This window comes from Pseudomonas sp. BCRC 81390 (assembly GCF_030341915.1).
Taxonomy (GTDB): Bacteria; Pseudomonadota; Gammaproteobacteria; order Pseudomonadales; family Pseudomonadaceae; genus Aquipseudomonas.
The window spans coordinates 187,368-201,141 of sequence record NZ_JATAAG010000083.1; the positions used below are offsets into that span (position 1 = coordinate 187,368).

Below are 13,774 nucleotides of genomic sequence, written 5' to 3' on the forward strand. Positions count from 1 at the left end.
CACGTTATGCGTGATTTGCATTTAGCAGCGCGCTGCGCAGTGATTCTCGGCGCGCTCAGCCCAGCAGTCTATGCCCGGCTACCTCACCAAACAGTTCCACTGGCTCCTGCAAATTGCCCAGGTAACGCGGATGGAACAGCCACAGGTCTACCTGTGGCTTGAAATCGGTGATGTTCAGCACGTCCAACGCATCGCGATGCTGGCTGGCTTGCAGCAACGGTTCCGGGACCAACCCCAGGCCCTGGCCATTGGCGACCAGCCCCAGTTGCAACTCGGTGCCGAAGGTTTCCAGGTTGATGGACAGGCTCAGCCCTTGTTCGCTCAGCGCGCGCTGCAGCCCTGCGCGGAAACCGCAACCGTCAGGGTTCAGCACCCAGCCGCGGGTATAGCAGTCCTTGAGCTTGTAGCTGCGCTTGCCTGCGCTGCCCTTGGCCGCCACCACTTTCAGCGGCATGCGTGCGATGGACTGGCTGGCGATTCCCTCGGGGAAGATCTTGCCTGGCGGGAACAACGCGGCAGCAGCGTCCAGTTCGCCGTTTTCCATACGCGCGATCAAGCTGCTGCCCCAGCCACTGCTGACCTGGGTGCGCAGCTGTGGGTAGGCTTCGCGGATCTGCGCCAGGGCGTCAAGCAATACCACATCGCCCAAGGTCTGCGGCACGCCCAGGCGCAGGGTGCCCGACGGCGCGCCATCGTTGGCCACCAGTTCGCGCAGCGAGTCGATCTCACGCAGGATCGCTTTGCACTGCTCGTATACCCGCAGCCCCATGGGTGTCGGCTTGAGCGGTTTGGTGTTGCGGTCGAGAAGGGTGGCGCCAAGGTCTTCCTCGAAGTTCTGCACCCGGCGGGTAATGGCCGGTTGCGTCAGTTGCAAGGCTTCGGCGGCAAGGTTGGTCGACTGGCAACGAATGACCGCGACGAAGGCATCCATATCATCGATTTTCATAATCGGCGCTCACAGGATCGAACAGGAAAAATAAGGCATTAGCATAATCGCAATGGCAGGTAATGCCATGCGCATGGGCGGATGAGATTAAAACGCATATTAGGTTATTCCTAAAATCAATTTAGTTTATTGAACGGTTGTCGCTAGAGTCGCCTGACCGGGCAGCACGACGCCGCCCGCCCAGGCAGCGAGGAGCGCCATGTCCATTCGAACGAAATTGTTGACCCTTGCCGCGGCCCTGCTGCTGACAGGCCAGGCGATTGCCGCAGAACGCCTGACCCTGCGCATCGGTGACCAGAAGGGCAACATGCGCGCCCAGCTGGAGGCAGCCGACGCCTTGCGCGATCTGCCCTACGACATCCATTGGGCCGAATTCCCCGCTGCCGCGCCGCTGGCCGAGGCGCTCAATGCCGAGGCGATCGATGCCGGCATCATTGGTGATGCGCCGCTGTTGTTCGTGCTGGCTTCGGGGGCGCCGGTCAAAGCCGTCGCCGTGGACAAGTCAGACCCTTACGGTACCGCGCTGCTGGTCCGGCCTGATGCGCCGCTGCAAGGTGCAGCAGACCTCAAGGGCAAGCGTATTGCCACTGGCCGAGGTTCGATTGGGCATCATCTGGCGCTCAAGGCACTGGACCAGGCCGGGCTTGGCGAGAAGGACGTGGAGTTCCGTTTTCTCGGGCCGGTGGACGCCAAGATCGCCCTGGCCAATGGCGCGGTGGACGCCTGGGCGACCTGGGAGCCTTACACCGCGCTGGCCGAGCTGAGCGGGCAGGGCCGGGTGCTGGTCAACGGCCGTGGTCTGTCCAGCGGCAACAGCTTCCTCGCCGCCACCGACAAGGCGCTGGGCGAGCCTGCGCGGCGTGCGGCACTGCAAGACTACCTCAACCGCCTGGCCGAGGCGCAGGTGTGGGCCAACCAGCACCTGGACAGTTACTCGAAAACCCTGGCCGCAATCATCGGTTTCCCCGAGGACGCCGCCCGCCTGCAGTTCGAACGCCGCCATCTGCGCTGGCAAGTGATCGACCCGCAGACCGTGGCAACGCAGCAGGACACCGCCGATTTCTATCATGCCCACGGGCTGATGAACGAACGCCTCGATGTGGCACCGACCTTCGCCAGCGGTTTCACCATTCCCGTTACCGCCAAGCTGGCCGCTCAACCCTGACTCTGGAGATTCCTTCATGCAATTCAAAGCTCTACGCCAGCTAAGTCTGGCGCTGCTGGCCAGCGCCCTGCTGCCAAGCCTGGCCAGTGCCGACCAGACCCTGCGCATCGGCTACCAGAAGTCCTCGACCCTGCTGACCCTGCTCAAGGCTCGCGGCAGCCTCGAGCAACGCCTGCAGGCCGAGGGCATCCGGGTCAGCTGGCATGAGTTCCCCAGCGGGCTGCCGCTGTTGGAGGCATTGAACCTGGGCAATGTCGACCTGTCGGCCGACGTCGCCGACACCGTGCCGGTGTTTACCCAGGCGGCCGGGGCGAAGCTGACCTACTTCGCCCGCGAGACACCATCGCCAACGGCCCAGGCGATCCTGGTGCCGGCGAACTCGCCGCTCAAGACCCTGGCCGACCTCAAAGGCAAACGCGTGGCGGTGACCAAGGCGGCCGGCAGCCACTACCTGCTGATCCAGGCCCTGGCCAAGGCCGGGCTGACATTCAAGGACATCACCCCGGCCTACCTGATTCCAGCCGACGGCAGGGCCGCCTTCGAGAACCACAAGGTCGATGCCTGGGTGACCTGGGACCCTTACGTGGCCAGTGCCCAGCGCCAGCAGAACGCGCGCATCCTGGCCGATGGCAGCGAGTTGGCCAGCTACCAGCGCTATTACCTGGCCAGCAGCGACTACGCCAAGGCCCACCCCGAGGTGCTCCAGCAGGTCTACCTGGCCTTGCGCGAGGTCGGGGCCTGGACCAAGGCCAACCCGGCCCAGGCCGCGCGGATCCTCGGCCCGCTGTGGGGCAATCTGGACAGCACCACGGTGCAGCAGGCCAACGCCCGGCGTAGTTATGACGTGCAGCCAGTGAAGCTGGAGAACCTGGCCGAGCAGCAGCGCATCGCCGATGCGTTCTATCGCGAGGGGCTACTGCCAAAAGCGGTGGATGCCCGCGCGGTAAGCCTTTATGAGCCGGCCCAGGATTAGTCAGCGCACGGATGTAGCAGGGCGCGGGAACCAGGACGTCAGCCAAGCTGCAGGAGCGAGTTCTCACGCTCCTCCTGCGGCGGCCGTCATCAAGGTTCAGGGAATGGCAAAGGTGCGGTTGTAGGACGCCGGACAGCGAAGACGTTAAGCGTCATGGCCACCAAGGCGTAGTACCCAAAAATCGCAACCAGCTCGACTACGGCTGGCTCGCCGAAAGCATCCACCGCGTCCTGGTAGCGCTCATCGCTGACAGACGAAATGGGTCTTGTCGCTGGCCGCGATTTCAAAGCCCGGAAACACCACGATTCCATGGGGCGTCAGTGCCTGACGCAATGCATCGACCGCTGCGACGCTTCCATGGTCTGCCACGCCAATCAGGGATGAGCAATGTGAGATCTCGTTACTCGCACCCCCGAAACGCTCTGGATCGTTGAAAGCGGTCGGGTAGCAGCACTCCTGCACTAACTGAGATACCAGCTTTCGAGGATTAAATGGCGTGGTTGGATTTTCTACCAGGCTTGCGTTGTTGTCTCTGTTCATGGCCTCGCGATAGACCTCTTTCGATTGGTCTACCTTCCAGACGATGTGCCTTGGGAACAGGTCAGGTGCGAGATGTACGAGTCGGAGACTTTTGATCGCTTCCCTCAGCTTCGGCCCTTGCGTTTTCCCTGATGGCTGGAAGAGGGCAATGAAGTCGGACTCGGTGAAGCTCGTCGGCGGGATCGCGACTTCTACAGAGCTTTCGGCCAAGTGGAGAGGGCTGCCAAGGTGGCAATGAACCGTGTCATCGCCAACGAGCGAGCGGTATTCGCCCGTGGCATCAATCAGCACTACTTTGGCGGAGAACCGACGGCACTCTTCGATCAGCTTTGAAGTCGTCCAGCTCTTGCCACCACCTGTTGAACCTAGAATCGCGCAGTGCCTTCCAAAGATCTTTTCCGGTGTAACTGCGATGGGAAAGCCACCGTCGCCTGCAACATGGCCGAGGTTCAACGAGACATCCGGCGGACTGCCATCCACACCCGTTGACGTCAGCAGTGGTATTTGAGAAATGAACTCACCTGGGGCGGAGTAGACCCGATCGCCAAGCCGTGGGTATGAGCTCACTCCAGCTGTGACACGCAGGGATTGTGGGTTGACGGAGCCCAGCAGCCGTATGAAGCCAATCGCATCAATTTGGCGGCTGCCTGCAAAGTCTTGGGAAATCTCCGAGCGATCCCTGTCAGGCAGTGTCACCTCGGTTATGCGCCCGAGCAGCACGGCTTGCTGGCCTTCAATGAGCACGAGCTCGCCCACTTCACCTTTGCCGTACCGGTTGTGTCCCAAGTACTGGCCGCTCACGTTGCCGGCATGTGCCAGGTTGGTCTTTACCAGGTGGGCGCTCACACTCGAAACCACGCCAATTTTGAGATTGCTAGCAAGAATCCCGTTAAGAGCACTCATGCGTTGTGGCCCCCCAGGCGTCTTGCGGCGCCAACTGCTCTGCGGGAGAAGCTGTTCTCAGGTGCGGAATGTGGCTGACCAGATCGCTGAACGAGCCACTGATGAAGTGGATGTCCAGGCCACGCTTGGCAAGGTCATGGAATCTGCCCCAATAGTCGCTTGAGCCATGATGCCCCCGGTTATGCAGATAAGTGATGCACTGGAAATCGCAGAGGATGAGTTTCAGGCTCGGGTTGGATTGGATCGCTGAAAAGATTGGTTCGGAGAGGTGATCATCGTTGAAGCCGAAGCCTGCCACGATGAGGCAACTGTTGGGCTGACGCAGAAATTCCAAGTAGCGCGACAGAAGCTCCAAGTGAGGCTGCAGGAATGCCTGCTGGTATTTCCCTTTGGCAGGGTAGATGAGGCACGCGTTCGCAGGCGTAGGCGCAGTGTCCTCGTAGATGTCCTTTTCCTCTCTGCTCCAGCTGACTGATCCATGCAACTTTAGTAGCTGGAACACACCTTCGGCGAACTCATGACCTTCCGCCTCTCGCCTGACGATGTCGTAGCTAAAATGCTTGCCATCGAACCGTCGCCTACGTGTGTAGGAGAAACCATCGATGGCCATCATGCCGAGGTCAGAGGCTGCTGTCTCGAAGCACATGTCATAGTTTGTGGTGAAGACCTTCAGGCGAGGATCTCGGACTCGTCGTCTCGCCAGCTTCTGCAGCAACTGCCTGTATGCCGAAATATCGGCTGTAGGGGCCCTCAGGAATGCAGAGCATGCGTCCAGGATGACTGCTTTGACCTCGCTGACGAATTCTTCGACGGTCGCGTCTTTGTTGAAGGCGAGATAGGCGTCGCACTGTGAAAGGAAATGCTCGATGTTTGGATTGATGGTTTCTTTGTAGTGCACCACATCCATCATGCGTGCTGCCGCTTCGGTAGGATCCCCTGAGCCAGGCGTGCACATCGAGCGCTTCCACAGATCCCACATGCTTGGCCCACCTGGAGCTCATAAAGACGTTCCACTTCCTGCCAAGAAGCCCAGATTGGGAACTTGCAATGCCGCAGCGAGCATGTCCGACAGAGCTGTGCGGTTGGAGACGATCCTCGCTGGATCAGATGGTGGAGCGCCCTTGAGGACGAAGTGGGCTTGTTCATTCAATGGCGCCCAATCAGAAGCCCCTGGTGCCAGGTAGGCCTGAAGGCCCTTACGGTTGGCATCAAGCTCCACAGGTTTGTCAGCAGCGGGCGAGGATACTACGGCATCTTCAGGAAGGGTGACGGCTGGCGGGGCGTTTTCGTTGGACATCAACACGATCCTTGAAGGTGTGGCGTATCCCGATGGCGTCCTATGGGCCAATCGAGTGCGCGTGATGAAACCTATGGGCAACGCAGTGTGAGCATAATGCCATCAGCGCTATGAAGCCGGTAGTAGGAGAGGGCGCTGAACCTCACAGATAGTCAAACGAGTTGTTAGAGTGTCAGTCGTTAATGGCTTGCGCGCTTTATTTGGCCACTTATAAACAACCCTCTGCGTCTCTTGCGCGCCTCTGTAGCCCTACTCAGCTCCAATTCTGTGCCGACATTTAGAAAGAAGTGAAAGCTACGAGCATATTGCTACCAATGGCGAGCAATATGCTCGCCAGTACGAGCTTATTGGCAGCTTGTACCGGTCAACTGATGGCGTAGCATGACAACATGAGCAAGATGACAGCAACCATGCACGGAAGCGCGTAGGTGTGCAGCGCTCATGGATAACTGTGGTTTTGATGAGCATAACTCGTTGAAACGGCTAGCCCTTAATTCAATTACAATATCTAGGGATTTCCAAATGATGTTACTCCGTAAGCTTTTTGTTCTGGCTGCGCTTCCCTTCTGCATCAGCCTGGCGCAGGCGAAAGAATATAAAGAGATCCGATTTGGCGTAGATGCCAACTACGCTCCCTTCGAGTCCAAGGCTCCAGACGGCAATCTTGTCGGCTTTGATATTGACTTGGGAAATGCGATTTGCGCTGAGCTCAAGGCTAAGTGCAAATGGATCGAAAGTGATTTTGATGGACTGATTCCTGGGCTTCGTGCAAATAAGTTCGATGGAGTGCTGTCTTCTATGACAGTCACGCCTGTACGTGAAAAAGCAGTCGATTTCACAAATGAACTGTTCTCCGGCCCAACGTCGTATGTCTATAAAAAGGGCTCTGGGCTCAGCGCGGATGTGAGCTCGCTCAAAGGCAAGCGTGTTGGCTTTTTCCAAGGCAGCATTCAGGAAGGCTACGCTAAAGCGGTATTGAAGAAGGCGGGTGTTAAGGTTCAGTCTTACCAAAATCAGAGCCAGGTTTACTACGATCTCGTGTCGGGCCGGCTCGATGCTTCTATTCAGGACACGCTTCAAGCCAAAGCAGGATTTCTAAGCTCGCCTCAAGGTGCTGATTATGAGATGAGCGAGCAAGTCGAAAGCGAGTTACTTCCCTCTAAAACAGCCATTGCAGTTGTCAAGGGCAACGATGACCTCAAGGCGCAGTTGAATAGGGCCATTAAGGCAATCCACGAAAATGGAACCTACGCCAAGCTCCAAACGAAGTATTTTGGTGATTTAAACCTATACAGCGGTAAGTAATGGTATGCGCCTATTCCGCGTAGGCGCTTTATTTCATCAAGAGTCGTTCGATCATGATTGATAACTTTTTTGAGGTTGTTGGTCTGTCAGGGCTTAGCATGCAGGGCTTTGGGCCACTGCTGCTGATGGGTACCTGGATGACCATAAAGCTGTCCTTGCTGTCCCTTGCAGTGAGCGTAATATTGGGTCTAATTGGCGCTAGCGCCAAGCTTTCCTCCTTAGCTATAGCTCGGTTACCTGCTCAGATGTACACCACGCTCATTCGCGGGGTACCAGATCTTGTGCTGATGCTCCTGATCTTCTACAGCCTGCAGACGTGGTTAACCAGCCTGACGCAATCTTTGGGCTGGAATTACATCGAAATTGACCCATTTTCGGCTGGCGTGATAACTCTTGGGTTCATCTACGGAGCCTACTTCACGGAAACATTCCGAGGAGCCATGCTTTCCGTCCCCAAGGGGCAGCGAGAAGCGGCAGTGTCTTATGGTCTTAGCAGATCCCAACGCTTTTTCCTTATTACCTTTCCCCAAATGATGCGTTTTGCGCTCCCTGGTATTGGCAATAACTGGCTGGTTTTGCTCAAGGCTACAGCTTTGGTGTCAATCATAGGTCTTGCAGATTTGGTAAAAGCCGCCCAGGACGCCGGCAAGAGCACGTTTCAGCTTTTTTACTTTCTTGTGTTGGCGGCTCTTATTTACTTATTCATTACGACGCTATCGAACATCGTATTGCGCAGGCTTGCACGTAAATATTCCGCTGGCTCTCGCGAGGCTCTGCAATGATTGAATTACTGCAGGAGTATTGGAAGGCTTTCCTGTACACCGATGGGACGGAAATGACGGGGCTGGCCATGACGCTGTGGCTGCTGACCGCCTCAATCTTCATAGGTTTTCTGGGGGCGATTCCCCTAGCCATTGCGAGGGTTTCAGAGCGAGCTTATGTACGTTGGCCTGTTCAGTTTTATACCTACTTGTTCAGGGGGACGCCGCTCTACATTCAGCTACTGATTTGCTACACGGGGATCTACAGCATCGCTGCCGTGCGCTCACAGCCTTTGCTGGACGAATTCTTCAGAGATGCGATGAACTGTACGATCCTGGCCTTTGCGCTGAACACGTGCGCGTATACAACCGAGATATTTGCTGGCGCAATCAGAAATATTCCCTATGGCGAGCTTGAAGCAGCTAAGGCCTACGGGCTTAATGGTTGGAGGTTAAACGCATTCGTAGTAGTGCCGTCTGCGCTGAGGCGGGCTCTCCCGTACTATAGTAATGAAGTGATATTGATGTTGCACTCGACTTCGGTAGCCTTCACTGCCACCATCCCGGATATCTTGAAAGTTGCACGTGACGCAAACTCAGAAACGTTCTTGACGTTCCAGTCTTTTGGGATTGGAGCTTTGATCTATTTGGGTCTCTCGTTTGCTCTTGTAGGATTATTTCGCTTAGCTGAGCGACGCTGGCTGTCTTTTCTTGGGCCCGCTCATTGACTTTAGGAATGCCGCTGATGACCAGTCTAATAACACCCAATAGCATTGAGCAGAACCAGCACATGGGCAAAGGCCTTGAGTTAGGGTACAAGCTGACCGTTGAGAATCTTCACAAAAGCTATGGAGACCACCAAGTTCTGAGAGGTGTATCGCTAAAAGCTCATAAAGGTGATGTGATCAGCCTCATAGGTGCCAGTGGGTCTGGCAAAAGTACCTTCTTGCGTTGTATCAATCTCCTGGAGACGCCTACTGACGGCGCCATGACGCTCGACGGGCAAGTGATCAGGATGGTTAAAGATCGTCACGGGTTGCGGGTGGCTGATGCCGCAGATCTACAGCGGCTGCGCACTCGTTTGGCCATGGTATTCCAGCACTTCAATCTGTGGAGCCATTTGAGTGTGCTGGACAATATAACCTTGGCACCTCAGCGTGTCCTAGGCGTTAAGAAAGCTGATGCAGAGCAGGCAGCACGTCAATATTTGGATAAGGTCGGCCTTCCCTCTAGGGTTGCATCACAGTATCCAAGTTTTTTGTCTGGTGGGCAACAACAACGTGTTGCTATTGCCCGGGCGTTAGCGATGGAGCCTGAGATCTTACTGTTTGATGAACCAACATCGGCTTTGGATCCTGAGCTTGTTGGTGAAGTGTTGAAGGTGTTGCAGGCGCTGGCGGAAGAGGGCCGAACCATGTTGATGGTGACGCACGAAATGGCCTTCGCAAAACAAGTCTCTAGTCAGATCCTGTTTTTACACCAGGGGCTGGTGGAAGAGCAGGGTGGAGCGGACATCTTAACCAATCCTCGTAGTGAGCGTCTCCAGCAGTTCCTGTCGAACGGTCTCAAATAATAGCCAATGTTCGGTATGCGGCCAATCGATCTCCGATTGGCCTTTTTTATTTCGGCGATAGGACGATCGTCAATGAAATTGATGTTTTCACATAAGATCATAATCTCTGCTGCGCTAGTGGTTGCAGCTTCTTTTGCTAGCTTCGCCGTGTACAACGACATGCTACAGCGTGATGCACTGAACCGGGGGATTGAAACTAAGCTCTCGGGTGTGAGTAGCTCCACTGCCAATGGTATTTCACAATGGATGTCTGGTCGATTGCTGTTGCTTGAGAGCTTGAAGGAGTTGCTCGCGGGATCTCCAACACCAGAGAAATTAATTTCTGTGCTTGATCAATCAGTTCTGAAGTCAGTGTTTTCATTCACCTACTTTGGTAATGCAGAGGGGGAGTTTTTTATTCGTCCTCAAGATGAAATGCCGTCTGGTTACGACGCCCGTACGCGACCTTGGTACAAGGCAGCAGAAGCGCAAAAGCACACCGTGCTAACAGAGCCCTATCGAGATGATACCAACGGCAAGCTGATGCTTACTGTTGCGGCGCCAGTCATTAATAGAGACAGCGTGCATGGCGTTGTGGCGGGTGATTTGCCGCTTGATACCGTTGAGAAGATGCTAAGTTCGGTAGAGCTCAAAGGCATGGGCTACGCATTCCTGGTTGATTCGGATGGCAAAATATTAGTCCACCCTAATCGTGACCTTCTGATGAAGGATTTCACTTCGGTCTACACCGGCGGCAAGGATGGGTTTGGCAGTGAGCTCCATGAGGTGCAGCAGGCAGGCAAGCGCGAGTTGGTCATGTTTGCGGCGATCAATGGGCTTCCTGCAGTCAAGTGGTACGTTGGCTTGGCGCTCGACAAGGACAAAGCGTTCCAAGAGCTGGCTGGCTTCAGATTTGCGGCGGTAATAGCTACATCGATCACCGTCGCTGCGACAATACTGCTCCTGGGCGTCATGATTTACTGGCTTATGCACCCTCTACGACGCATGAGTGTTGCAATGAAGGACGTTGCCAGGGGGGAGGGAGACCTAACAAAGCGCCTTGAGGTTAAATCCCAAGACGAGTTCGGTATGCTGGCCCAGGATTTCAACGTGTTTGTAGGGCGGATACACGATTCGATTCGTGATGTTTCCACCGCAACTGAGTTGGTATTTAACGAGGTGAAGCTTGTCACCACGTCATCTGCGGGCTCCCTGTCGGTGTCTGGCGAGCAGGCGCAGCGAACAGATAGCGTAGCGGCAGCGATTCATGAACTTGGTGCTGCTGCTCAAGAGATCGCCCGCAATGCCGGCGATGCCTCGGTACAGGCAGCAAAAGCTCGGAGTCAGTCTCATGAGGGAGGGCAGGTGGTTGCAGGTACCATCTCCAAGATGAGTGATCTCTCTGACAATCTTCGGCTGGCGTCGGGCAGCATTGAATCGTTGAACGATAAAACGGTCAGCATTGGACGCATCCTGGAGGTCATCAAGGGTATTTCCGAGCAAACCAATTTGCTTGCTCTCAATGCTGCGATCGAGGCAGCCCGAGCAGGAGAGGCTGGTCGGGGATTTGCCGTTGTCGCAGATGAGGTTCGTAGCCTCGCATATCGAACGCAGGCTTCAACTCAAGAAATACATGTGATGATCGATGAGCTACAGGCAGGCGCCCAAGAAGCCGTCAATCGGATGGAAGTGAGTGGCCATCTGAGTGAGCAAGGCATGGCGGTGGCGAATGAGGCGGGAGCGTGCCTTCACGTTATCAATCACCATGTCGGCGATATCGATGGCATGAATCAAGCTGTGGCGACCGCCACCGAGGAGCAGTCCTCTGTCATTGAGTCTCTCAACGTTGATATTGCGCAGATCAATAACCTGAACACAGAAAACGTGAAAAACCTCCAGTCAACCCTGAGTGCCTGCGAGAACCTGCAGTCTCAGATCGAGCGGCTCAGGGGGCTGGTTGCTTCATTCCGGACGTGACGCCCGTATGTGAATGGCCCGCCCGTGATGCACTGCTGGCATGAGAGACTTAAAAGCTGCGCTGCCTCAGTTCGTCGCTCACGAACGATATGAACTCGCGAACTCTCGCGGTATGCCGCAGGTCGCGATGTGTAAGGATCCAGAGGCCAGTTGTGAACGGATCCAGCGCATCCGATTTGAGCCTGACAAGGCCTGGCGTGTTATCTCCCAGATAGCGGGGTAGAGGGGCAATTCCCATCCCCGCTAGCGCGGCTTGGCGCAACGAGATCAACGAGTCAGCCTTGAAGATGATTGAACTGGCTGGGATAGTTGATTGAATCCATTTCGTGACAGCCATCTGGCTGAAAGTCAGGTCAGGTGAGATCCACTTGGTGAAGGTCAAGGGGTCGTCACCCTCTAGCAACTCAGCCATTTCAATGGATGCGTACAGGGCGAATCGGACATCGGAGAGGTGCCTGCCAATCAGGGATTCGGGGGGGTTATCTCCAGTCCGGATAGCCACATCTGCATGTCGCTGCGCCAAGTCAGTGACAAAAGGCCCAGTTGACAATTCAACCACGATTTTCTCATGTTGCTTGCTGAATTTCTCAAGAATCTGAGGAAGGATCGAGCCCATAATCGTATCGCAGGTGGTGATTCGAAGCGTCCCCTCCAGCTTAAGGTCTTTTCCTTCAAGTCGAAGCGACAGGTCGCTTACGGCTCCTCTCATTATTTCAGCAGTACGCAGCAGTTCCTCACCGGCTTCAGTCAGCGTATTGCCTGTGGCAAGCCGATTGAAAATTCGTAACCCGTGTGCCTGCTCAAATGCATTCACTCGCCGTAGGACGGTGGTGTGATTTACATTGAGGTGCCTGGCTGCCCCTGCAAACGATGCATGTTCAGCTACTGCGAGGATTAACCGTAGATCATCCCAGTCCCAGTTGTGCATTCTTGCAGTCCTGTTTGGTGAAAAAGCAGATTGTTTGGAATTCAAGTAACCACCAGAATTAGTCGTAAGCAGGGCAAACGGCACTGCATAGATGAAGGAACTGACATGACTAATTTTAACCCTGCGGACTTCGGTCGCTTATTTCTTCGGCTCACAGCAGGTGTTGCATTAATCACGCACTCGCTTTATCTCAAGGTGTTTGTATTCACGATGGCAGGGACGGTCGCATTTTTTGAGTCTGTTGGACTTCCCGGATTTTTGGCTTGGGTAACTCTCTTGGTGGAGATCGTTACGGGGATCATGCTTATCTTGAGAATTAAACCCCATATTGCAGCAACTGCCGCAGTTCCTATCTTACTAGGTGCAACCTGGGCGCATACGGGTAATGGCTGGTTGTTCAGCAACACCGGAGGTGGCTGGGAATACCCATTGTTCTGGACAATGGCGTTGGTATCGATTGCGCTGACTGAGTGGCAGACCAGTACGGCACTTTCGGCTTGCGAGCCTCAAGCGTGTGCATTGAAAGAAAGCTGAACCTGTACAGCCAAACCGCGTAAATTGGGGGTTGAGTTACTGTATGTGCCGGTGACCGGAAAAGTCAATATTATGACCCCCTCGCATGCGTCCGTCTGTGACGACCGGTTAAGAAGCATCACGCGGCTCTCGGCGAAATCCCCGAGCCACAGCCCCGGATCACTGATTCTTTCAGTGATCCGGGGCTGTGCTTTGCAAGAAGCTTGAACGCTAAGGTTGAATCCCAGCCCATCCCACGATCCATTGGGCTAGAGTTTCTTGGCTGCTTCGAGCATGGCTTCCCCAATGGTTTGCTCACCCTGCTCTATGAGGGCGATGCCCGCGCCGACCATGTCCTTCGGCCCATCATCCTGATTTAATTTGAATTTCCCAATAAGATCAGTTATTTCAATCTCAATTAGAAAAATTCTTTTAAGTAATTCACCAATATATTCTTTAGGGGCGTCAGACATTTTCCAAGGCCTTTCCCTTGAGGCCTCATGCCGCTTGGTCAGCTTGGCGACCAGTTTGCGGGCGTGGGCTTCATCCTGGATAAGCTTGATGCGTCCTTTTGCATGGACAACCTTGTAGTTCCAGGTCGGTACTTGTCTCTCTGTTTCGTTTTTGCTCGGTAGCCAAGTAGGTGAAATGTAGGCATTGCCTGCCTGGAACACCACCAGCACCTCATCCAAGTTCTTTACTTCGCTGAGTAGGGGGTTATTTTTTGAAGCATGGGCGCTGAGTTTTCCCAGTACACCAATATTTGGTTCAAGCTCGAAAGGAAGATGATTGGCATCAAGTCCAGCTGGCCCATGGGTTACCAACGTGCCAAATGGATTATCCATTATTAGGGTGTGTAACGCTTCCTTTTGATGTTCGCTGAAATATTTCGGTAAGTACATATCTAGTCCCTG

General features: G+C 55.0%; 14 protein-coding genes and 1 pseudogene. 9 read left to right on the forward strand and 6 right to left on the reverse strand.

What is annotated here, in order from left to right; translation table 11 throughout:
- Positions 1–55 precede the first annotated feature (55 nt).
- Positions 56–946: a LysR family transcriptional regulator gene (locus tag QSV36_RS23990; protein WP_289135240.1), complete on the reverse strand. Its 891-nt coding sequence runs from the start codon at positions 944–946 to the stop codon at positions 56–58.
- Positions 947–1,145: 199 nt separating this feature from the next.
- Here QSV36_RS23990 and QSV36_RS23995 point away from each other — a divergent pair, with 199 nt between their 5' ends.
- On the forward strand, positions 1,146–2,111 hold the full coding sequence (locus tag QSV36_RS23995) for an ABC transporter substrate-binding protein (RefSeq protein WP_289135243.1): 966 nt from the start codon (positions 1,146–1,148) through the stop codon (positions 2,109–2,111).
- Positions 2,112–2,127: 16 nt separating this feature from the next.
- Positions 2,128–3,084 (forward strand): aliphatic sulfonate ABC transporter substrate-binding protein, encoded by a 957-nt coding sequence (locus QSV36_RS24000; RefSeq protein WP_289135245.1) that lies wholly within the window; start codon positions 2,128–2,130, stop codon positions 3,082–3,084.
- Between the two features lie 240 nt (positions 3,085–3,324).
- Here QSV36_RS24000 and QSV36_RS24005 read toward each other — a convergent pair whose 3' ends face one another.
- From QSV36_RS24005 to QSV36_RS24015, 3 genes are read right to left on the reverse strand one after another with little or no spacing between them, the layout of a single operon-like run.
- Complete coding sequence (locus QSV36_RS24005; RefSeq protein WP_289135248.1) at positions 3,325–4,527, reverse strand: helicase HerA domain-containing protein; 1,203 nt, start codon at positions 4,525–4,527, stop codon at positions 3,325–3,327.
- Positions 4,514–5,506: an SIR2 family protein gene (locus tag QSV36_RS24010; RefSeq protein WP_289135250.1), complete on the reverse strand. Its 993-nt coding sequence runs from the start codon at positions 5,504–5,506 to the stop codon at positions 4,514–4,516. Before QSV36_RS24010 ends, QSV36_RS24005 begins: the two co-directional genes overlap by 14 nt.
- Positions 5,507–5,524: 18 nt before the next feature.
- A complete protein-coding gene (locus QSV36_RS24015; protein WP_289135253.1) occupies positions 5,525–5,824 on the reverse strand; it encodes a hypothetical protein in 300 nt (99 codons plus the stop codon).
- Positions 5,825–6,346: 522 nt separating this feature from the next.
- On the opposite strand from QSV36_RS24015, the gene QSV36_RS24020 reads away from it, so the two are divergent.
- From QSV36_RS24020 to QSV36_RS26200, 6 genes and pseudogenes are all read left to right on the forward strand, one after another.
- The gene (locus QSV36_RS24020; RefSeq protein WP_289135257.1) at positions 6,347–7,129 is read left to right on the forward strand and encodes a transporter substrate-binding domain-containing protein; all 783 of its coding nucleotides are present in this window, start codon (positions 6,347–6,349) and stop codon (positions 7,127–7,129) included.
- 53 nt (positions 7,130–7,182) lie between these two features.
- Positions 7,183–7,911: an ABC transporter permease gene (locus tag QSV36_RS24025; protein ID WP_289135260.1), complete on the forward strand. Its 729-nt coding sequence runs from the start codon at positions 7,183–7,185 to the stop codon at positions 7,909–7,911.
- Entirely contained in the window at positions 7,908–8,618 is a 711-nt protein-coding gene (locus QSV36_RS24030; protein ID WP_289135263.1) for an ABC transporter permease, read from the forward strand. Before QSV36_RS24025 ends, QSV36_RS24030 begins: the two co-directional genes overlap by 4 nt.
- A 62-nt stretch (positions 8,619–8,680) precedes the next feature.
- The gene (locus tag QSV36_RS24035; protein ID WP_289135739.1) at positions 8,681–9,463 is read left to right on the forward strand and encodes an ABC transporter ATP-binding protein; all 783 of its coding nucleotides are present in this window, start codon (positions 8,681–8,683) and stop codon (positions 9,461–9,463) included.
- Between the two features lie 159 nt (positions 9,464–9,622).
- A pseudogene (locus QSV36_RS26195) lies at positions 9,623–10,564 on the forward strand (HAMP domain-containing protein); the annotation flags it as partial.
- Between the two features lie 96 nt (positions 10,565–10,660).
- Positions 10,661–11,419, forward strand: a complete 759-nt coding sequence (locus tag QSV36_RS26200) for a methyl-accepting chemotaxis protein (RefSeq protein WP_502945768.1) — start codon at positions 10,661–10,663, stop codon at positions 11,417–11,419.
- Between the two features lie 49 nt (positions 11,420–11,468).
- Here QSV36_RS26200 and QSV36_RS24045 read toward each other — a convergent pair whose 3' ends face one another.
- The gene (locus QSV36_RS24045) at positions 11,469–12,347 is read right to left on the reverse strand and encodes a LysR family transcriptional regulator (RefSeq protein ID WP_289135269.1); all 879 of its coding nucleotides are present in this window, start codon (positions 12,345–12,347) and stop codon (positions 11,469–11,471) included.
- Between the two features lie 105 nt (positions 12,348–12,452).
- Here QSV36_RS24045 and QSV36_RS24050 point away from each other — a divergent pair, with 105 nt between their 5' ends.
- The gene (locus QSV36_RS24050; RefSeq protein ID WP_289135272.1) at positions 12,453–12,881 is read left to right on the forward strand and encodes a DoxX family protein; all 429 of its coding nucleotides are present in this window, start codon (positions 12,453–12,455) and stop codon (positions 12,879–12,881) included.
- A 248-nt stretch (positions 12,882–13,129) separates the two neighbouring features.
- On the opposite strand, the gene QSV36_RS24055 is transcribed toward QSV36_RS24050, so the two are convergent.
- Complete coding sequence (locus tag QSV36_RS24055) at positions 13,130–13,762, reverse strand: FMN-binding negative transcriptional regulator (RefSeq protein ID WP_289135275.1); 633 nt, start codon at positions 13,760–13,762, stop codon at positions 13,130–13,132.
- Positions 13,763–13,774 lie beyond the last annotated feature (12 nt).